Genomic DNA, 20,286 nt, shown 5'->3' on the forward strand with positions numbered 1-20,286 from the left:
GACGGGTCACTCCCCGCCCGGCGGCACGGGTTGCCGGCTCACTCCTCCTCGTCGTCCAGCAGTTCCGCGAGGTCGGCCAGTCGCTCGTCGCGCCGTTCCACCACCGCGTCCTCGCTCTCGTCGTACGCGAAGAACCCCTCGCCGGCACGGACGCCGGTCTTCCCCGCGTCGATGCGCTCTGCGAACTCCGTGCCGGGCCCGTCGTCGTCCGCGAGGTGCGGGTAGAGGTCCGACGCGATGGTGGCGAACAGCTCCAGCCCCGCGAGGTCGACCGTCTCGAACGGGCCGACGACGGCGGTGCGGCGGGCGTAGCCGTCGCGGACCGCCCGGTTCACGTCCTCGACGCTGGCGACGCCCTCGCGGACGAGGTGCGCACACTCCCGGAGGACGGCGAACTGCACGCGGTTCCAGACGAAGCCGGGGACGTCGCGTTCGACGAGGACCGGGTCGCGGTCCACGCTCTCCACGAACGCTCGGGTTCGCTCGACCGTCCGGTCGCTCGTCGCCTCGCCGCGGACGACTTCGACGGGTCGGAGGAGGTACGGCGGGTTCCACCAGTGACAGCCGACGACGCGGTCCGCGGCGTCGGGGACGCCCTCTGCGAGCGCGGTGACGGGGAGCCCCGAGGTGTTCGAGGCGAGAATCGCGTCGTCGGGCGCGTGGGCGGCCACGTCGCCCACCACCTCGCGTTTGACCGCGAGGTCCTCGCTGACGGTTTCGAGGACGATGCCGGCATCGGCGACGGCGTCCGCGCGGTCCGTCGTCCCGCCGATGGTGCCGAGCACCGACTCGGGGCGCCTGCCGGTCCGACCCGCCTCCGAGAGGAACTCCACGGCGGCCCCGACACGCTCCGCGGCGCGGTCGAGGTTCGCCTCGCGGTGGTCAGTGAGCGTCACCACGCATCCTTCGAGGGCGCACTGGACGGCCAGTCCGTAGCCCATCGTCCCCGCGCCGACGACGGCGACGCGGTCGATGGGGGGTGCACTGTCGGTCACGACTGGTCGTTGGCGACGGACGCCAAAAGCCTCGCCCGTGGCTGGCGGGCGTGAAGGTGGAGGTCGGCCGGTCGGACGGCGGCCGGTGATGGAGTGCGGGTGGCGGGCGCACCCGCCGGGTGTCGATGAGCGAAGTTCCCCCGAGGGAGTCGGTGTCCGACGACGGAGGGCGGGGTCCTCCGTGGGTCTCGTCCCGCATCGGTACGGCAGTGCCCGTCGCCCACCTCTCTGGTGGCTACACCTGTCGCCCGACCCGGTGCCGGCGGCGATAGGTGTAGCCTCGTCGGCGGGGCTACGCGTCCTCGGCGTGGTCCCGACGTTCGTACATCGCGAGGCCGACCCAGGAGATGACCTCCTCGTCGTCGCCGTTGCGGGCGCTGATTCGGCTCTCGACGTGGCCGATGCGGGGGTTGCTCTCGGAGGGGCGCTTCTCGAGGAACTCCAGTTCCGCGGTGAGGGTGTCACCGGGGTGGACGGGGGCGCGCCAGCGCAGTTCGTCGACGCCGCGCGCGCCCATGCTCGCGTAGTCGTTGAGGTGCTCGTCGACGAGGAGGCGCATCACGAGGCCGGCGGTCTGCCACCCGCTGGCGATGAGGCCGCCGAAGATGGTCTCCTCCGCGGCCTCGTCGTCGAGGTGGAACGGCTGGGGGTCGTACTTCTCGGCGAACTCCAGTATCTCCTCGCGCGTGACCGACGTGCTCCCCAGTTCGTGGACGGCACCGACCTCGATGTCCTCGTAGTACTGCATAGCTCGTGGTCGGTCAACGGAGGGAAATAGCTTGCGCGCAGGCCGTCCGCTCAGTCGTACACCTCGCCCATGCGCCGGCGCGTCGCCACCCACGTCCCGAGGGTCAGTCCGTAGACGACGTGGCCGACGTGAAACACCAGCCGTTCGTCGTCGTCGAGGGCCGTCCCGGCGACGTACGGCATGAGGACGCGGGAGCCGAACGCCGACAGCAGGAGGCCGAACGCGAGGCCGCCGGCGGCGCCGAGGTGGTCCCGCGAGAGGGGGGTGCGGCCGTCGAGCGAGTGGAACACCGGCCCGAACAGCGCCCCTGCGACGGTCCCGTAGAGGAGGTGCAGGAGGAGGCCGACCCCCTGGTGGTCCTCGGCCTCGCCGCCGGCCACGTACTTCGCCCAGACCTCGGCCGTCGGGGGGAGCGTCCGGAAGACCGGTGCCCGGTAGAGCGTCATGACCAGCGTCGCGATGAGGCCGCCGACCGTGCCCCGGAGCGCGGAGCGGGCGAGCAGTCGGGACCCGGGACGGTCGGACCGCCCCGGGTCCGACTCGTCCGTGTCGGCCGAACGGACGCGCGGGAGAGCGTGGATGAGGGACATGCTGATACGTCCTCTCCGAGAGCCTCTCCGCGTATCTGTCGGCTGCTTGCCGACGCGCCGCCCGTCGAGCGACTCCCCGTGGTCCGAGCGCCGACGGACACGGGCGCACTCGCGCCCGGACCGACGGCAGAGCTATCCGCCCGGGCGGCCTCCTAGTCACTCCCTGACACGAGGGGTGCTCTGGGTCGGGCGGTCGTCCCCCGACGGGCGGCCGGTGCTTCGACCCTCGGGGCCAGACTATGACCGACACCAACGACTCGACGATGACCGACGCCGACCTCGCCGTCCTCGCGGCGCTCCGAGGGGGGGACGTCCCGCGGGCGGCCCTCGACGGGCGGGTGGACCTCCCCCCGGCGACGCTCGGCGAGCGTCTCGCCTTCCTGACGGACAACGGTCTCGTGCGCGAGCGAGACGAGGGGGAGTTCGCACTCACCGACAGCGGCCGGCAAGTCCTCGGGGGTCCCGGTGACGGCACCGGCGACAACTCGCTCGACGCGCCGCCCGACGTGGTCCGGGCGCTGGAGGCCCGCGACCTCCGCGCGGACCACATCGACGCCGTCTGCGCCGCCTTCGCGTTCCTGCGCTTCTGGGGGCGGGCGACGGCCGCCGAGGTGCGAGACGGCGTGTTCAGCGAGGTGCCACTCGACTTCGAGACGCCGACGGTGTGGTGGGACGCCGTCCGCGACCACCTCGCCGCGGTCCCGTACGTCGAGGCACCCACCGACGACGGTGGCGAGACGGGCTTCTGGCGGTTCACGGGCACGCCCGGCGTCGCCGACCCCGGTGCGGACGTGCGCTTCGCGCGCGCCGTCCGCGGGGCCGGGGACGACGACCCCTACGCCAGCGCCACCGAGGCCCTGACCGACCTCGGCCTGTCCGACGACGAGCGACTGGCCGCAGCGGGGGCGCTCGCGGCACTCCAGCGGGGAGAGTGCGAACCGGCGGCGCTCCGCCGGGCCGCGGCGGGCGTCGGAGCGGGCGACGTCGGCGAAGCGTGGCTCGATTCGACGCTGTTCGAGGTGATCGAACGACTTCCCGGCGTCGTCCCCGTCGACGAGGGGTGGGCCTACACCCTGACGCCCGCGGGGTACGCCGCGTACAACCCCTCGTCTGGGGAGTGACCGTCGCTGGCCGGCGTCCGACTCACGTCACCCCAGGGCCGCGGTGACGATTCGCGGGACGGCGACGTCCCGACTACGTCATCCGCCGGACGTTCCGCACCATCGTGTAGACCGGCGTCGGTGCCCTGAACATCATCCCGGAGAGGAACCGGTCGACCCGCTCCATCCCCTCGATACTCGGCTCCTCGTGCGGGTTGACCGGGATGTCGAGGCACTCGGGCCACAGTTCCCCGATGACTCGGTAGAAGAGTTCGTTGCTCCGACGGTGTTCGTACTCCACCGACAGCATCTTCTTCAGCAGATACCTGTTGTTGAACAGCGATATCTCCTCCTGGGCGATACTCGTCTCGAGGAACCACAGCGAGAGCCAGCAGCCGATTCGGCACTCCCAGTAGAACAGGTCGTAGACGTCGTACCCGTGGACGTCCCCCCGCGGGAACTCGGCCCTGTCGATGAAGTCCTCGTACATCGCCTGGACGTAGGCGGTCTGGGACTCGAAGCCGTAGAGCTTCGCCAGAACCTCCGCGTCCACCTCGTCCGGGAGGAACCGGAACCGGTCCCGGTAGAACGTCCTCGCTATCTCGGCGACGTTCGACCTGATTCCGACCGTGCCCTCGGCGGGTCGACGCCGGTGGAAGAGGTTGTAGGCGTTCCGACATCGGTTCGGACGCGACATGCCTGCGGTGTTCGTCGTGAAGCAGTCCGCGAACGAGTCGTCGGGGGTCTCCGACAGGTCGGTGGGGGTGTACTCGACACCCACGTTCTCGGAGAGTTCCTCGACGGTCGCCACCTCCTCGTCGCCGTCGCCGGTCACCCAGGTGGTGTAGTACACGTCGTCGGAGACGTCCCGGGTCGCGGCGAGGCTCAACCGACTGTCGAGTCCGGCGGACAGCGACAGCGACAGGTCGTTGTCACGGTCGAGCAACTCCACAGACGTGCGGAAGACGTCGGCCACGTCGGCGACCAGGTCGTCGGTCAGCGGGTTCTCGGGGAGTCGCTCGCGCGGGAAGAACCGCCTGACCGCGTTCTCGGGGAGCGTGAGCAGCGTGTTCGGGGTCAGCAGTTTGACCTCCGCGTACGGGGTCGCGGCGCCCGGGAACCAGGGCGCGTCGGCGCTCCGAATCGCCGCCGCCCCGCCCGTCGGTCGGTAGCCCCCCATCTCCGCGACGAGTCCGGGATGGGTCGCGAGGACGCAGCGCTCGGGGTCGTCGTCGTCGTAGAACAGCGCGTGGTTCCCCGTCGCGTCCTGGAGTGCGAACGCCCGCTCTCCCGCCTCGGCGAGCAGGACGAACCTGCCGCTGAGGCGGTCGAGATAGTCGAAGAACCGGTCGTCGGACTCTCCCAGCCGCCGAGCGAGGGTCGCGAGGATGGTGTCCGTATCCGCGACGCCGCCGACCGGGTCGAAGACCCGTCCGCTGATTCCCACGCTCGTACCGCCCGTCTCCACCGCCGAGTACCGGAGGTCGGGATGGGTGCGGAGGACGTACCGACCGAACCGTTCCCTCCCCCAGTCCTCGATTCGGGACGGTACGTCGACGCCGCACCCGTCCTCGAAGAGCACGAACCCCCTCCTGAACAGTAACTTGTCGTACATATCTTCGAACCTGTATTTCACCTGTATGATAATATCTCATAACAGTTCTCCAATTTTACATATGTTACACACTATTTCTCATGTCTCTCGGGGCGTTGTCGTTACCCGGATACGACGTCTCACCTGCCACGAGGCGGCCCGATGCGGTCGGCAGCGGCGGTCACGTTGCGGTTCCCGGAGCCACCGATCGCCGGGTACAAACGCACCTCCGGCCAAGGGGGGGTATGCCGGACGACTCCGATTCCGACCCGTTCGCGGGCGCGCGAGACCTCCTCCAGCGGTTCATCGAGGAGGAACACGGCTATCTCTCGTGGCTCGGCACGACCGTCGAGGACCTGGACGAGGGAGGGGTGACGCTCCGCGTCCCCTTCGACGAGAAGTTGACCAACCCCACGTCGCCCCCGACGATGCACGGTGGCATCGCGGCCACCCTCATCGACACCGCGGGCGGCGTCGCCCTCCGGACGACCATCGACGACCCCATCCAGGGGGGCGTCGCCACCATCAACCTGAACGTGAACTACCTCCGGCGGGCCGCGGGCGACATGACCGCCACCGCAGAGGTCATCCGCACGGGCGGGAGCGTCGGCGTCAGTCAGGTGACCGTGACCAGCGAGACGCCGAACGAGGGCGAACGTCCCGTCGCGGTCGGGCAGGGCGCGTACCGACTCTTTCAGGGCTGATTTGACCCTCCGGAGGAACTACGTGTCCCTCGGGAAGACTGTCTCCCATGGTCCCACCCTCCACCAGACGTGACGCCCTCCGACGACTCGCGGGGGCGCTCTCGTCGGCCTCGACGCTGGCGCTCGCCGGGTGTCTCGGCGACGACTCGGACGGCGACTCCTCTCCGACCCAGTCGGCCACGATGACGCCGACACCGACCCCTTCGCCGGACCCGAACGCGACGACGACGCCCCACCCGGACCCCACCCGGACGCGCGTCCACGCCGACCAGCGGGTGAGCTACGACCACGTCGTCCGCCTGGAGAACGACCGCGACGAGTCCCGGCGCGTCTCGATTCGTGTCACGGCGGAGGACGGCGCCGTCGTCCACGAGGAGACGTACGACCTCGGTCCCTACGAGGGGCGCGACGCCTTCGACTTCTCGTCGCTGGCGAGCGGCGAGATTCGGGCGTTCACGGTCCGGGCGACCCACGACGGGCAGTCGAAGTCGGTGCTCGTCCGGACGACCGAGTGCTACGGGAACGTCCTCGTCGCGTTCACGCCCGAGGGGGAGTTCGTCGTGACCTACAGCGTCTGCTGACTCACGCGAACTCGACGTCCGCGTGTTCGCGCACCTCGCCGAACAGCCAGTCCGCGTGCTCCAGTGCGTAGTCGCGGTGGCCGGGTTCGATGAACCCCACGCAGTCCTCGACGACGACTGGCCGGAAGTCGCGCAGGCCCGCGCTCCCGGCGGTGTGGAGGACGCAGACGTTCGCGAGCGTCCCGCAGATGAGCAGGTCGTGAATCCCGTGGGCGTTCAGCCACCCCTCCAGGTCCGTCTGGTAGAAGGCGTCGTAGGTGTGTTTCGTGACGACGTGGTCGTCGGGGCGGACCTCCAGTCCGTCCACGATGTCGGTCTCCCACGTCCCCTCCACGACGTGTTCGCCCCAGCGCTCGAACTCGTCGTAGTAGTGGTTGCCCTCGAACTGCTCGGGTGGGTGGACGTCGCGCGTGAAGACGACGTGCGCGCCGGCGTCCCGAACCCGCGCGAGGAGGTCGGCGACGGGGTCGATGGCCGCCTCGCTGTCGGACGCGTAGAGGCTCCCCTCCGGGTGACAGAAGCCGTTCTGCATGTCGACGACCACGGCCGCGGTGCTGTCGGGGTCGAATTGCATGACTGGTGACAGGTGGTGACGGGTGATAAACGGACCTCCCGGGGTGCCCCGTCGGTCGCCCTCGACTACTGTTCGGTGGGTGTCCCCGCGACGTGTTCCGCGTACTCCTCCCGGTGGGCCCTGCACAGTCGGACGACCACCTCGCCACCCTGGTCGGGGCACACACGGAACTCGCCGACGGCCCTGTTCCGACATCGGGTGTAGTCGTCCGCCGACAGCGTGCCGTTGGTACACGGACTGGCCTCGTGTGGGCGTCCCGAGACGAGGAGTTCACAGCCGTTCCCCTCGCGGTCCGGGTCGGTCGAGTCGATCATAGGGGTCGGTCTCTGTCGCGTGTGTTCGGACAGAACCCGGATACCGTTTGGGGGTTCGGGGCCGGCGCGGCCCCCGGTCGCGTGTGGGTCGATCATTGGCCACACGCCCCGTGTGCAGCGGGGTCAAGGGTCGGACCTTTAACCGAGGGTCCCGCAGGTGGGGTGTATGCGACGCCCCGCGCTCGTCGTGGTCGCGCTGGTGGTGCTGTCGGTCGTCACGCCGGCGGTGGCCCTCCAGTCCGCGGCCGCACCGACTGCCGCCGCCCCGGCCGCACCGACCGACACCGACGCGCCCGCCACCCAGTCCAGCGCCCCGCCAGACCCCGAACGGGACGTCCTCGGGTGGGAGAACGGCTACTGGTACAACGAATCCGTCGCCGTGAACTCCGGCGACGGCCTCAACCAGACGGAACTCGACGCCGTCGTCGCCCGCTCGATGGCGCGCGTCGAGGAGGTGCGCCAACTGGAGTTCGAGTCCACGGTCCCCGTCGACATCCTCTCGCGGGCTGAGTTCCGCGAGCAGAACCGCGAGGGCTACAGCAACGTTTCCATCGAGAACAGCCTCCACCAGAACGTGAAGTACGAGGTGCTGTTCATGGTCAACGAGACCACCGACGCCGTCGCCGTCCAGGAGGCCAATCAGGGCGCGAGCGTCGGCGGCTACTACTCGCCGGCCGAGAAGCGCATCGTCGTCGTCTCGGACAACACCACCTCGCCGCAGTTGAGCGAGGTGACACTCGCCCAGGAACTGTTCCACGCGCTCCAGGACCAGCAGTACGACCTCACGTCGTTCAACCAGTCCACCCGCGAGAAGCACAACGCCATCGACGGCATCGTCGAGGGTGACGGCAACTACGTCGACTACCTCTACCAGCAGCGCTGTGAACTCAACGAGGGTGCGGAGGGCTACTGGGGCGAGTGTCTCCAGGACACCCCCACCAACGGTACCGGTGGCGGCCAACTCGCCAACATCGGCCTCTATCTGCTGGTCTACCAGCCCTACAGCGACGGCCCGCCGTTCGTCAAGCAACTCCACGAACGGGGCGGCTGGGAGGCGGTCAACGCCGTCTACGAGAACCCGCCCGCGAGCACGGAACAGACCATCCACCCCAAGAAGTACGGCGAGGATGCCCCCACGCCGATTCGCATCGAAGACCGCTCGAACGAGTCGTGGGAACCCCTCGACCTGCCGGACTCGCTCGACTACGCCGAGTTCGGCGAGGCGGGTGTCTTCTCGATGTTCATGTACCCTGCTCTCGAGACGCAGGGGCAGACACAGATCATCCCCGCTGCCTCGTTCTTCAACCGTAACGGCGCAGGCGAAATCAACCCGCTCGACCCGTACAACTACACCAGCCAGTACAGCGCGGGGTGGGACGGGGACAAACTGCTCCCGTACGTCACCAACGGTTCCGCCGACACCAACGAGACGGGCTACGTCTGGAAGCTCGCCTGGGACTCCCCCGATGACGCAGAGGAGTTCTACACCGGCTACCGGCAGTTGCTGGACTACCGCGGTGCCGAGCGGGTGGGCGAGGACACCTACGTCCTGCCCGACTCGGGCGGCTACGGCGACGCCGTCCACGTGATGGTCGAGGGCAACACGACCACCATCGTCAACGCGCCGACCGTCGACTCATTGTCGGGCGTCGACGACCGCATCGAGGTGCAGGAGGTGCCGAACGGCACGAACGTCACGAACGGGACAAACGGGACCGCCGGCACGTCCGACGCCGGCGAGGACACGTCCGACGAGGACGCCTCGACGGGTGACGGCCCCGGCTTCGGCGTCGTCGCCGCCGTCGTCGCCCTCCTCGTCGCAGCACTGTTCGCCCGCACGCGAACCCGACGCGACTGAGGGATGTCCCTCGCTCGTCGTCCCGCACTCGCCGTCGCCCTCGCGGCACTGCTCGTCCTCGCTGGCTGTAGCCTGCCGCCGTTCGGTCTCCGCGAGGACCCGAACGACCGGCTGGGGTGGGAGAACGGCTACGCCGCGAACGCCAGCCTCCCCGTCACCGAGGACGACGGTCTGAACGAGAGCGAACGCGAGGCCGTCGTCGCCCGCTCGATGGCCCGCGTCGAACTCATCCGCGACCTCGAGTTCCGGGAGTCGGTCCCCGTCCGCCTCGTGACCCGCGAGGAGTACCGCGAGTCGCGCGGCGGCGGGGAGACGGACGCCGCGCGCCGCGCCTTCGAGGACGTCGTCTGGGAGGCGTCGTTCGTCGTCGGCGAGACGCGGGACGCGGCGGAGGCCCGCGAGACGGTGTTCGGATCCGCGGTGCTCGGGTTCTACTCGCGCAACGGGAACATCGTCATCGTCAGCGACAGCGAGACGCCGACGCTCGACCCGCGCACGCTGGCCCACGAACTCGTCCACGCCCTGCAGGACCAGCGACTCAGCCTCGGGCCGAACCGCCCCACCCGCGACGGGAACCTCGCGCGCAACGGCCTCGTCGAGGGCGACGCCAACTACGTCGAGGCGCGCTACGCGGAGCGCTGCGAGTCGGAGTGGTCCTGCCTCGCCCTCCTGAACCAGTCCGGGGCGACCCGGCCGGACGGCTTCGTCGAGGGCATCTACCAGACGGCGATCCACCCGTACGTGATCGGTCCGCGGTTCGTCGACTCGCTTCGCGAGCGGGGCGGCTGGGAGGCGGTGAACGACGCCTACGAGGACTTCCCCGCGAGCACCGAACAGACCATCCACCCCGAGAAGTACGGCGCGGAGGCTCCCGTCGAGGTGACCGTCGAGGACCGCACCTCGGGCGGGTGGGAGCGCTTCGACGTCGACCACCCGACGCAGACGCTCGGGGAGGCGTCGATCTACGTCACCTTCTCGCAGACCGGCGTCGTCGGCGAGGACCACGCGACGTACAACTACTCCCACCCACTGTCGGCGGGGTGGGCCGGCGACCGACTCGTCCCGTACCGACTGGACGAGGGCGGGGCGACCGAGTACGGCTACGTCTGGAAGACGGAGTGGGACACCCCCGAGAACGCCCGGGTGTTCCTCGCGGGCTACCGCGACCTGCTCGCGACGTACAACGCCACCCGCGACGGTGACGTGTACGTCATCCCGGAGGGGGGCTACGCCGACGCCTTCCGCGTGACGCGCGAGGGGACGACGGTCACCATCGTCAACGCGCCCACGACGGACGCCCTCGACCGGGTCCACGCCCGCGAGTGAGGGTGTGCGAGGCCCGCGGGGCGAACTACCTCCATTTTTGGAGCGGCCCCGTCTACTCGGGGTATGTTCGACATCGTCTCCGCCGACGCCATCCGCGAGGGGCGGGCCACGGACGCCTACTTCGACCGGACGGTCGAGGCACTGGCGGCCGCCGACCGCGACCCGCACGTCGTCGCGGAGGTCACGGCCGACCAGTTTCCCACCGGCGAGTTCGAACTCCTCGCCGGTCTGAAGGACGCCGCCCACCTGCTGGAGGGCCTCCCCGTCGACGCCGACGCCCTCCCCGAGGGGACCCTGTTCGACGGCGGCCCGGTCATGCGAATCGAGGGGACGTACACCGACTTCGCGCGCTACGAGACGGCCCTGCTGGGCTTTCTCTCGCACGCGAGCGGCGTCGCGACGAACGCCCTCCGGGCGCGACGGGCCGCCCCCGACTCGTCGTTGCTCTCGTTCGGCGCGCGCCACGTCCACCCGTCCATCGCCACGATGGTCGAGCGGTCGGCGCTCATCGCGGGGTTCGACGGCTTCTCACACGTCGCGGCGGGCGAGCAGTTGGGCCGAGACGCCAGCGGGACGATGCCCCACGCGCTGGTCATCTGCTTCGGTCCCGGCGAACAGGAGGCGGCGTGGCGGGCCTTCGACGAGGCCTCGCCGCCCGAGACGCCCCGAATCGCGCTCTGTGACACCTACACCGACGAGACCGACGAGAGCCTCCGGGCGGCGCGGGCGATAACGGACCTCGACGGCGTCCGCCTCGACACCACTGGCTCCCGACGCGGGGACTTCCGCCACATCGTCCGCGAGGTGCGCTGGAAACTCGACGAGGAGGGGTTCGACGACCTCGACGTCTTCCTCTCGGGCGGTCTCGGCCCCGCCGAACTCCGCGAGTTGCGCGACGTGGCCGACGGCTTCGGTGTCGGAGGCTACGTCTCGAACGCCGACCCCGTCGACTTCGCGCTGGACATCGTCGAACGCGAGAGCGAACCGGCCGCCAAACGAGGCAAACTTCCCGGCGTCAAGTCGGTCTACCGCACCGCCGACGGCCGCCACGAGGTCCGCCCGGTCGACGAGGCCGCCCCCGACGGCGCCGAGGACCTCATGGAACCCCTCGTCCGGGACGGCGAGGTGATCCGCGAGTTCGACGTGGACGCGGCGGCCGACCGGGCGGCCGAGGACGCCGAACTCGTCGGGTTCGGCGCGGAAGACGAGTAACCGAACGACCTTTGGACGCCTGCCGACTACTTCGGGTGTGGCAGCGGGTGACCGGCCGCCGTGGACAGACGTGCCAGCAGGCACGCGCACGAGGAAAGTCCCCCCACCGGCCGGGCAGGTGACCGGGCGCAAGCCCGGGACGGGAGACCGTCGGCACTGGAACAGAAACGAGACCCCTCCCCGCCAGCGATGAGGCGTGCGAACCCCGAGGAGACGAGGGGGAGTTGACCCGCCGAGCGACCCCGTGCCAGCGGGCACGCTCGCGCCAGCAGGCGCGCTAACGGGGAGAACGGATGGAACGGCGAATCCTCACCGGTGCAAGCCCGCGGTCGGTAAGGTAGCCCGGCCGCCGAGACGACTCGGCTCCCGAACGGGACCGCCGCGGGCGCTCAGCCGAATGCCGGTTAGAACAGAAGGGGGCTTACGGCCCGCAGCCACACTCTCTCCCGACGAGCGACCGCGCCACAACAGTATTGCTCCGTCGCTCACTACCTCCCGAATAGATGAGCCGCCGCGCCCTCCTGCTGGTCTGTCTCGTCGTTCTGAGCGGGTGCGCCGCGATTCCGTCGCTCCCCGACGGCCCGCCCTTCGCCGACGAGTCGAGTCCGACCCCGGCCCCGCCCACGACCGACGAACGGGCCATCGAGACGACGGCGGGCGCGACGGTCGGTCCCACCGGGACCGCCGTCCCACGGCCCAACCCCTACGAGGAGGAGACGCTGACCGTCGCCATCAGCGACGAGGCCGACACTGGACGGGACTTCCGACCGCTGGTCCGCGAGGCGCTGGACTTCTGGGAGGCGAACGACCGCCGGTACGTCGGCTACTCCGTCGAGTACCGCCTCGTGTCCGACGCCGAGGACGCGGACCTCCTCGTCAGGTTCGTCGAGTCGGTCGACGAGTGCGGCCGCGAGGACCACGTCGCCGGCTGTGCTCCCCTCGTCACCGCCGGCCCCGTCGACCGTCCCGTCACGGTCCGGGTCCGCAGCGGCTTCTCCGACGACTCGACGGTCCTCGTCCTGCAACACGAGTTGGGTCACACGCTCGGCCTCGGCCACGACGACGCCCCCGCGGACGTGATGAACGCCCGGTCGGTGCTGACGACGCTCCCCCAGCGGAACGCGAGCGAGAAGGCGCTCCCGTGGAACCGCTCGACGCTCTCGGTGTACGTCGACACCGCCACGGTGCCCCCGGACGACCTGACCGAGACCCGCCGGCAGGTCGACGCCGCCCTCGGCTACTTCGAGGACGGGGCCGAGGGGACGGTGCCCGAGGAGGTGTCGTTCGTCCGGGCGCGCTCGCCGGAAGAGGCCGACGTCGTGGTCCGGTTCAGCGAGGAGTCGCCCTGTCAACCCGGGCCGGGGTCCTGCGGGGCCATCGCGGGCCTCGATCCCGACGGCGACGGCGCGCTGGAGACGTACACCCGCCTCGAAATCACGCTCACGGACCTCGACACCGACGCCGTCGCGTGGCACGTCGCCCGCTGGCTCGGACAGGGGATGGGTCTCGAAGGCGAGGAACTGCCCGAACCGCTCCGGGAGACCTCGACGTTCGGCGAACGCCGCGGCGAGTGGTGGGCCTGACCCGCCCGGCCCCCGAACCGCTCTTCTTCCGCTGACTGTCAGTTCCCGTGTGGTCCCCTCCGCCGAGCCCTCCGGACCGTCGCCGTCTGCCTCCTCGGCGGGGTGCCCGTCGGCGTCACCGGTGCGATTGCCGCGCTGGTCGTCTCGTTCGTCGCACGCGGCGAGTTCGAGTCGGCCGGCCTCGTCGTCGTGCTGTTCTCGGTCGTGCCGTTCGGCAGGAGACTCGCGCTGTTGCATCTGCCCTCCGTCGTCACGAGCGACGGCGAGCGAACTACCGTCGTCCCCTTCGCCTCCTTCGGTGAGTCGGGGGGAGGAGCGGACATTCGACCACCGGAGCACCCTCGCTCTCGCCGCTCTCGGTGGGGGCGTCCTCGTCGGCGCGGGCTGGGTCGCCCCCGAACTGGCGTTCGGACTCGTGGGGGTGGGCGTCGTCGCCCGCCTCCTGTGGGTGGCACTCTTCGAGGGATAGAGTGTGACGAGTCGAGTCAGGGCGCCCGCGAGCGAATCAGGTCGGCGAGGTCGTCGTAGAACCCGGGTTCGTACTTCGTCTCCTCGTCCACCGTCGGGCGGGCGTTCGTCTCGTTGACCACCGCCCGGTCCCCGCTGACCACGATGTCGACGCCGAGGTAGTCCACGTCGAGGGCGCGGGCGGCCTCCTCCGCGAGGCGTCGCAACTCGTCGGGCAGGGAGACGCCCGTCGCCTCGGCCCCGCGGTGGACGTTGTGCTTCCACTGGCCCGCGGCGAGGGCGTCCTCGGGGAGGCGGCGCTCTACGGCACCCACGTACCGCCCGTCGACGACCATCGCGCGGTAGTCGCGTGCGTCCGGCAGGAACTCCTGGAGGAGGTAGGACTTGTCGCCGGTCGCCCGGTAGTCGTGGACCAGCGAGAGGTAGTCCGCGATTCCCAGCAGGGAGTCCACGTCGTGGGCCTTCGCGATGCCCGTCCCGCGCGTCGTGGCGTTGGGTTTCACGACCACCGGGCCGTCGAAGCGCTCGAAGGCGGCACACAGGTCGGCCTCACCCGTCGGGTTCGAGACGACGACGGTGTCGGGGACGGGAACGCCCGCCCGGGAGAGGCGCGCCAGCGCCTCGCCCTTGTGCCGCGAGCGCAGTATCGCCTCGCGGTCGTTGACCCACGGCACGCCGAGGCAGGCGTCGACGACGCCCCCCTCCGCGAGGCGCGAGGGGTAGACGAACCCCACGTCCACGTCGGGGAACGGGTCGCCCGCGAGGTCCACGAGTCGTTCGTCGCTCGCGACGTGACACACCTCGACCCCGCGGTCGGCGAGTGGGTCGCAGATGCGCTCGTAGGTCTCGGCGCGGGTCGTCACCGCGAGGCGGAGCATGCGCTGAGGAGGGGCAGGAAGATGAAAAGCGTAGATGACCCGCCGGGGTCGGTTGGCCGAGTCGGTCTACGAGACGAGCAGTTCCTCGCCGCGGTCTCGGACCGGAGCGAGGGGTTGCTCGTTCGTTTTACGAGACGAGCAACTCCTCGCCGCGCTCCACGACGACGCGGCACGGCGGCGAGACCTTGTTGTACGCGCGACGGAGCGCGTCCTTCGCGACGGGTGCCTGCTCGGGCTGACACCAGATGGTGAACACGCGCTCGCCCTTCGGGATGCGGGCGGCGGTGCCCACGATCTTCCCGAACGAGAGGCGCATCCCGTCGGAGACACGGTCCGCACCCGCGCCGGTCGCCTGCTTGTTCTCCCGGATGACGTGGTGGGGGAACTTGCGCAGGATCATCTTGTAGTTCTTCTCGCCCAGTTCCTTGATGAGGTGGCGGTTCGCCGAGAGGCGCGAGGCCTCCAGCGAGCCGTGTCGAATCTGGACGGCTTCTTCGACGACGAGGCTGATCTGGACCGGGAAGTCGTCGGGGTCGGCGTCGACGTCGCCCATCTTGTGCTGGGCGATCTTCGAGCCGGGAATCCCCGTGATGTACTCTCGCCGCGTGTATGGCGGCTTGTTGATGTCCCGGTACATCGAGGCGGGCTTATCGGACATATTACGTGAGGGAAGGACGAGTTCGCGGTTAAAGCCTTCGAACCACTTTTTTCTTCGTCGGGGTCGCTCCGCGACCCACTCCTCGAAACACCTGGACTAAAAAGGCCGCTCGCTCGTTCGCTGGCGCTCACTCGCTCGCGGGGGAGTACGCTGGCGTTCCGCACCGCACCCGCACAGTACCGCTACTGCTCTGTCCCGTGTACTCCACCAGTCACCCCCCCCATCCGGTGACACGCGTGTCCCCTGCAGGTCTTTCAGGGTTCGGGCCATAGTCGTGAGTACCGATGGTCAACATGTTCGTCGACGGCGAGTGGCGCACGGACACCTACGAGTTCGCCGACGCCGACGGCGAGTTCGACCGGCAGGAGACCACCTTCCGGAACTGGGTCGGCGGCGAGCAGGTTCGAGAGGGCGAGGACCCCGACCCCGACGCCGAGTTCCCCGTCGAGGATGGGCGGTACCACCTCTACGTCTCGCTCGCCTGCCCGTGGGCACATCGCACGCTCGTCACGCGCGCGCTGAAGGGGCTGGAGGACGTCGTCTCGGTCGACGTCGTCGACCCCTACCGCGACGAGGGGGGCTGGCAGTTCACCCCCGAGAAGGCGGGCTGTACGGCGGATTCGGTCAACGGCTTCGACTACCTCCGGGAGGCGTACGTGGAGGCGGACCCGAACTACACCGGGCGCGTGACGGTGCCCGTCCTCTGGGACAAAGAGGAGGGAACCATCGTCAACAACGAGTCCGAGGAGGTCATGCGGATGCTGGACGTGGCCTTCGACGACCTCGCGGACCACGACGTCGACCTCTACCCCGAGGGCTACCGCGAGGAGGTCGACCGAATCATCGACGCCATCTACGACCCCATCAACAACGGCGTCTATCGCGCCGGGTTCGCGGGGAAACAGGAGGCGTACGAGACCGCCGTGGGCGACCTGTTCTCGGCGCTCGACCGCTGGGAGGAGGTGCTGGCAGACCAGCGATTCCTCGCGGGCGACCGCCCCACGGAGGCCGACGTGGCGATGTTCACGACGCTCGTCCGCTTCGACCACGTCTACCACACGCACTTCAAGTGCAACGTCCGCAAGATCGCGGAGTACCCGAACCTCTGGAACTACCTGCTCGAACTGTACCAGTTGCCGGGCGTGGCGGAGACGGTGAACATGGACCACATCACGGAACACTACTACACGACGCACACGGACATCAACCCCACGCAGATTGTCGCAGTCGGGCCGGACCACGACTTCCGCACCGACCACGACCGGGACCGTCTCCCGGCGGACCTGCCCGACCACCTCGCCGACTGAGGGGACGTAGAGTGCACGGTGGTGCGTGGACGGGGGCGTTCGAACCCACCACAAGATTATTTCGCCGTCGGAGACTGCTACCGAACCATGCGACGCCGTGACTTCCTCGGTCTCGGCGCGGGTGTGGGTGCGCTCGCGCTGGCCGGGTGTTCGTCCACCTCAGACGGCGGGTCCCCTACCTCCAGCGCACCCGGTAGGCGGCCGAACGGGTCGGGGAACGCCACCGGCACGACCGACCAGTCCGACCTCCGGGGCGTCTACGTCCAGTCCTTCGAGGAGTCGATGTCGATGCAGGGGACGGCCAGCGCCGGTCCCTACGAGTTCGCCCTGATGTTCACCGTCCCCCACACGTTCTGGACGGTCACGGGGTCCGACGTCGAGGTGACGCCGAAGGCGGACCACTCGGTGCACCTGATGGCGACGGTGTGGGACACCGAGACGGAGACGGTCCTGCCCGAGACGGGCCTCTCGGCCGAGATTCTGCGAGACGGCGAGACGGTCAGCCAGGAGGTCATCTACCCGATGCTCTCTCAGCCGATGGGCTTTCACTACGGCGGGAACTTCACCCTGCCCGGCGACGGCCAGTACACGACGAGACTGAGCGTCGGTGGGACGAGCATCCAGCGCCGTGGGGCCTTCGAGGGGACGTTCGGCGACCCCGCCACCGCCGAGGTTCCCTTGGAGTTCACCGACACGACGCGCTCCGAGGTGACGACCCAGCAGGTCGAACAGGGCGGCGACCGCGGTGCCCTCGCACCGATGGACGCGATGTTCCCGCAGGCCGTCGCCCCGGAGACGGACGACCTGCCCGGGAGCGTCGTCGGCGAGGCGACCAGCGGGGAGGCCGTCTTCGTCCTCACGCAGGTCGAGACGGACTCGGCCGACGAGTCGTACCTCGCCGTCTCGGCGCGGACGCCGTACAACCGCCTGCTCATCCCGGCCATGGGCCTCTCGCTGACGGCGACCCGCGACGGCCGGACGCGCTACGAGGGCGGACTCGCCCGCACGCTCGACCCAGACCTGCGCTATCACTACGGCGCGACGGTGCCGACGCTCCGGTCGGGCGACGTACTGACTCTGTCGGTGACGACGATACCGCAGGTGGCCCGCCACGAGGGCTACGAGGAGGCGTTCGTCGAGATGCCCCCGATGGAGCTCACGGTATGACGGGACGTCGCCGAACGCTCGTCCTCGCACTCGCCGCGGTGGTCGCACTGGCCGTCGGCCCGGCGGCCGCGGGGTTACACTCGAACCACCTCACCGTGGACGCGCAGGTGTCGGAAGACGGTACCGTCGTCATCGAGAACGGCTTCGCGGCGAGCGAGGCCCTCATCGTCGTCCACGCCGACGCGGGCGGCGAACCGGGCGAGGCCGTCGCCGTGGCGGAGTTCCCCCACCCCGGCGAGTTCGTCGCGCCCATCACCGTCTCGCTCCCCGACTCGGTGTGGTCGGACCAGTCGGGCGCGCGCACCTACTGGGCCGTGTTGCACAACGACGCCGACAACGACGGCGAGTACGACCCCGGGTCGGACAACGCACTGACCAACTTCGGGAGCGTCGCGGGCGACCGGTTCGTCCTCTCGAAGGGTGACGCGCCCGCCCACGTCGTCGCGCAGGGCTTCGGCGCACAGGAGAGTCCCGACGGGTCGGTCACGATACCTCGCGTCGCCCTCCCCGAGGACGGCCACCTCGTCGTCCGGGCGCACGGCGAGGACGGCGCGGGCGAAGTGGTGGCCTCGAAACCCCTCGCGTCGGGCGTCCACGAGGACGTCACCGTCTCGCTCGACCCGTCGTTCTTCGACGGGCAGGGCGACCGCTTCGCCGTCCACGCGCAGGTCCACACCGGCGAGGTGGGGTCGCCCGTCACCGCGGGGGACAGCGTCGTCGGCACGAAGTTCTTCATCAGCAAGCCCGAGGGCGCGAGCGCCGCCCCCGACGGGTCGGCGGGGGGGAACGACTCGAACGGGTCGGACGGGAACGCGACGAACGCCCCCGACGTGAACACCCCCGACGACTCGGACGAACCGCAGGTGAACACGCCGACGGAGACGTCCTCGTCGACCGCCACTGAATCCGGAACCGGGTCCGGGGAGGGCGGGGCCACCGACCCCGCGACGACCGGTTCGGGCGGGACGAACGCCGACGGCCCCGGCTTCGGCCTCCCGGTCGCTCTCGTCGCCCTCGTGGGTGGGACCGTCGCCCTCGCCCGGCGAAATTGATAATAGTCTAATACTATTTGGATATATTTATCAGCGACCGGATGTTGTTTCAGACCGCTGATGAGAGACGTTAACAGGCGAACGGTCCTCAGGGGCCTCGGTGCGGCGGCGGTCGGCACGTCGCTCGCCACGGGCCCCGCCAGCGCGGCACAGTCCTCCCCCCACGGGCGAATCGAACTGCTCGGTCACTCGCTGCTCTCGGACCCGGCGGGCGGGTACGCGGAGAGCGAAATCCGTGCCGACGGGCGCTACGCGGCCCTCGGAAGCTACTTCGGGACGGGCGGATCGTTCCTCGTCGACCTCTCGGACCCGGCGAACCCCTCGCAGGTCCACCGGGTCCCCTCCGAGGAGACGGTGTGGAACGCGGACGTGAAGTTCGACGCTCGCGACGGCATCTACTACCGGTCTATCGAACCCCGCGAACAGGGCGCGGGCGGCGGCGTCGAGGTCATCGACTACGGCTACGAGAGCGGGTCCCCGGAGTCCCCGGAAATCGTCGCCCGTATCGACCGCACCTCGGGCGTCCACAACCTCGACGTCCACCCCGAGGAACCGGTCATTTACCTCGTCAACGGCACCGACAGCGAGGGGAACGCGGTGGGCGTCAGCGTCTACGACACCAGCGACCCCAGTTCGCCCGAACAGGTCGCCGCGGTCGGACCGGGCGGCTACAACCACGACGTCACCTTCGACGCCGAACGCGACCTCGTCCACTCGGCGTACATCGCGGGCGACCAGTTCGTCGGCTGGATGGCCCACGACGTGAGCGACCCGCGGAACCCCGAGGAGGTCGGTCGGTTCTCCTACGCCGACCGGCCGGACTACGAGGAGGTCGGCACGGCCGGCTTCGAGGTGTGTCACTACGCGCGGGCGGACCCGAACCGTGACCTCGTCTACGTCGGCGACGAGAAGGGACAGGGCATCCCCGGCGGCAAGCACGTCCTCGACATCGGCTACGGGTCGGGGTCGCTGGAGGACCCGAAGCACCTCGGGTTCACCCACAGTCCGAACGCGAAAGAACAGGTCAGAGACGAGGCGCTGTACGACTGGACGACTCACAACCACGACGTGGTACAGAAGGGCGACTCCACCTTCCTCGTCGACGGTGCGTACCACGAGGGGTTCGTCGTCTACGACGTGACCGACCCCGAGAACCCGGTGCCCGCCCACCAGTACCTCACCATCGACGGCGAGGGGGAGGCGAAGGGGCCGACGTGGACCGGCGCCGCCCCGATGGCGTGGGGCGCGAACTACAACGCGGAGAAGGACGTCGTCGTCGTCTCGGACATGGTCACCGGGCTGTTCACCTTCCGGGTTCACGACGAGGAGGCGCCCGTCGAGTCCCTGCCCGAGGCCGTCGACTGGAACGGCGACGGCACCGTCCAGCGCTCCGAAGTCGAGCGCGCCGTCTCGATGTGGGCCAACGGCGAGACCATCCCGAACACGGGCGTCGCGGGCGACAACGACCACCTCGACTGGAAGACCGTCCGGCGACTCCTCCGGGAGTCGAGCGGGAACTAGTCCCCCGACCGCAACCGTCTTTCCGACGCTGGCGCTACTCGGCGCATGAACCGGGC

At 69.7% G+C, this 20,286-nt stretch carries 20 protein-coding genes and 1 other RNA gene; 13 read left to right on the top strand and 8 right to left on the bottom strand.

Annotated elements, in window-relative coordinates; translation table 11 throughout:
• Positions 1-38: 38 nt before the first annotated feature.
• The 3 genes from NKG96_RS02075 to NKG96_RS02085 form a co-directional block, all read right to left on the bottom strand.
• A complete protein-coding gene (locus tag NKG96_RS02075; protein WP_254536802.1) occupies positions 39-995 on the bottom strand; it encodes a 3-hydroxyacyl-CoA dehydrogenase family protein in 957 nt (318 codons plus the stop codon).
• Between the two features lie 292 nt (positions 996-1,287).
• Positions 1,288-1,743, bottom strand: a complete 456-nt coding sequence (locus NKG96_RS02080) for a MaoC family dehydratase (protein ID WP_254536803.1) — start codon at positions 1,741-1,743, stop codon at positions 1,288-1,290.
• 50 nt (positions 1,744-1,793) lie between these two features.
• Positions 1,794-2,333: a hypothetical protein gene (locus tag NKG96_RS02085; RefSeq protein ID WP_254536804.1), complete on the bottom strand. Its 540-nt coding sequence runs from the start codon at positions 2,331-2,333 to the stop codon at positions 1,794-1,796.
• 239 nt (positions 2,334-2,572) lie between these two features.
• On the opposite strand from NKG96_RS02085, the gene NKG96_RS02090 reads away from it, so the two are divergent.
• Entirely contained in the window at positions 2,573-3,454 is an 882-nt protein-coding gene (locus NKG96_RS02090) for a hypothetical protein (protein ID WP_254536805.1), read from the top strand.
• Between the two features lie 73 nt (positions 3,455-3,527).
• Here NKG96_RS02090 and NKG96_RS02095 read toward each other — a convergent pair whose 3' ends face one another.
• Positions 3,528-5,048 carry a hypothetical protein gene (locus tag NKG96_RS02095; protein ID WP_254536806.1) on the bottom strand — a complete coding sequence of 507 codons (1,521 nt, stop codon included), beginning with the start codon at positions 5,046-5,048 and terminating at the stop codon, positions 3,528-3,530.
• Positions 5,049-5,272: 224 nt separating this feature from the next.
• On the opposite strand from NKG96_RS02095, the gene NKG96_RS02100 reads away from it, so the two are divergent.
• Positions 5,273-5,731, top strand: a complete 459-nt coding sequence (locus tag NKG96_RS02100; RefSeq protein WP_254536807.1) for a PaaI family thioesterase — start codon at positions 5,273-5,275, stop codon at positions 5,729-5,731.
• Positions 5,732-5,778: 47 nt separating this feature from the next.
• On the top strand, positions 5,779-6,312 hold the full coding sequence (locus NKG96_RS02105) for an Ig-like domain-containing protein (protein ID WP_254536808.1): 534 nt from the start codon (positions 5,779-5,781) through the stop codon (positions 6,310-6,312).
• Between the two features lies 1 nt (position 6,313).
• Here NKG96_RS02105 and NKG96_RS02110 read toward each other — a convergent pair whose 3' ends face one another.
• The gene (locus NKG96_RS02110; protein ID WP_254536809.1) at positions 6,314-6,886 is read right to left on the bottom strand and encodes a cysteine hydrolase family protein; all 573 of its coding nucleotides are present in this window, start codon (positions 6,884-6,886) and stop codon (positions 6,314-6,316) included.
• 65 nt (positions 6,887-6,951) lie between these two features.
• On the bottom strand, positions 6,952-7,200 hold the full coding sequence (locus NKG96_RS02115) for a hypothetical protein (RefSeq protein WP_254536810.1): 249 nt from the start codon (positions 7,198-7,200) through the stop codon (positions 6,952-6,954).
• Positions 7,201-7,366: 166 nt separating this feature from the next.
• On the opposite strand from NKG96_RS02115, the gene NKG96_RS02120 reads away from it, so the two are divergent.
• From NKG96_RS02120 to NKG96_RS02145, 6 genes are all read left to right on the top strand, one after another.
• The gene (locus NKG96_RS02120; RefSeq protein WP_254536811.1) at positions 7,367-9,058 is read left to right on the top strand and encodes an Hvo_1808 family surface protein; all 1,692 of its coding nucleotides are present in this window, start codon (positions 7,367-7,369) and stop codon (positions 9,056-9,058) included.
• Positions 9,059-9,061: 3 nt separating this feature from the next.
• Positions 9,062-10,384, top strand: coding sequence for an Hvo_1808 family surface protein (locus NKG96_RS02125; protein ID WP_254536812.1), 1,323 nt, complete (start codon positions 9,062-9,064; stop codon positions 10,382-10,384).
• Positions 10,385-10,447: 63 nt separating this feature from the next.
• Positions 10,448-11,596, top strand: coding sequence for a nicotinate phosphoribosyltransferase (locus NKG96_RS02130; protein WP_254536813.1), 1,149 nt, complete (start codon positions 10,448-10,450; stop codon positions 11,594-11,596).
• A gap of 39 nt (positions 11,597-11,635) precedes the next feature.
• Positions 11,636-12,032, top strand: an RNA gene (gene rnpB, locus NKG96_RS02135) — RNase P RNA component.
• Between the two features lie 67 nt (positions 12,033-12,099).
• On the top strand, positions 12,100-13,179 hold the full coding sequence (locus tag NKG96_RS02140; protein WP_254536814.1) for a zinc-dependent metalloprotease family protein: 1,080 nt from the start codon (positions 12,100-12,102) through the stop codon (positions 13,177-13,179).
• Positions 13,180-13,477: 298 nt separating this feature from the next.
• Positions 13,478-13,648 (top strand): hypothetical protein, encoded by a 171-nt coding sequence (locus NKG96_RS02145; RefSeq protein ID WP_254536815.1) that lies wholly within the window; start codon positions 13,478-13,480, stop codon positions 13,646-13,648.
• A 16-nt stretch (positions 13,649-13,664) separates the two neighbouring features.
• Here the strand turns inward: NKG96_RS02145 and NKG96_RS02150 are convergent, their stop codons facing one another.
• Positions 13,665-14,525, bottom strand: a complete 861-nt coding sequence (locus NKG96_RS02150; protein WP_254536816.1) for an ATP-grasp domain-containing protein — start codon at positions 14,523-14,525, stop codon at positions 13,665-13,667.
• A 127-nt stretch (positions 14,526-14,652) separates the two neighbouring features.
• Entirely contained in the window at positions 14,653-15,183 is a 531-nt protein-coding gene (locus tag NKG96_RS02155) for a 50S ribosomal protein L16 (RefSeq protein ID WP_254536817.1), read from the bottom strand.
• 284 nt (positions 15,184-15,467) lie between these two features.
• Here NKG96_RS02155 and NKG96_RS02160 point away from each other — a divergent pair, with 284 nt between their 5' ends.
• From NKG96_RS02160 to NKG96_RS02175, 4 genes are all read left to right on the top strand, one after another.
• Positions 15,468-16,490: a glutathione S-transferase family protein gene (locus NKG96_RS02160; RefSeq protein ID WP_303651786.1), complete on the top strand. Its 1,023-nt coding sequence runs from the start codon at positions 15,468-15,470 to the stop codon at positions 16,488-16,490.
• An 87-nt stretch (positions 16,491-16,577) separates the two neighbouring features.
• Entirely contained in the window at positions 16,578-17,657 is a 1,080-nt protein-coding gene (locus tag NKG96_RS02165; protein ID WP_254536818.1) for a DUF7350 domain-containing protein, read from the top strand.
• On the top strand, positions 17,654-18,709 hold the full coding sequence (locus NKG96_RS02170; protein WP_254536819.1) for a DUF7282 domain-containing protein: 1,056 nt from the start codon (positions 17,654-17,656) through the stop codon (positions 18,707-18,709). Before NKG96_RS02165 ends, NKG96_RS02170 begins: the two co-directional genes overlap by 4 nt.
• A gap of 60 nt (positions 18,710-18,769) precedes the next feature.
• A complete protein-coding gene (locus NKG96_RS02175) occupies positions 18,770-20,230 on the top strand; it encodes an LVIVD repeat-containing protein (RefSeq protein ID WP_254536820.1) in 1,461 nt (486 codons plus the stop codon).
• Positions 20,231-20,286: the final 56 nt, after the last annotated feature.

It is taken from the genome of Halomarina litorea, from assembly GCF_024227715.1.
In the GTDB taxonomy this organism is placed as follows: Archaea; Halobacteriota; Halobacteria; order Halobacteriales; family Haloarculaceae; genus Halomarina; species Halomarina litorea.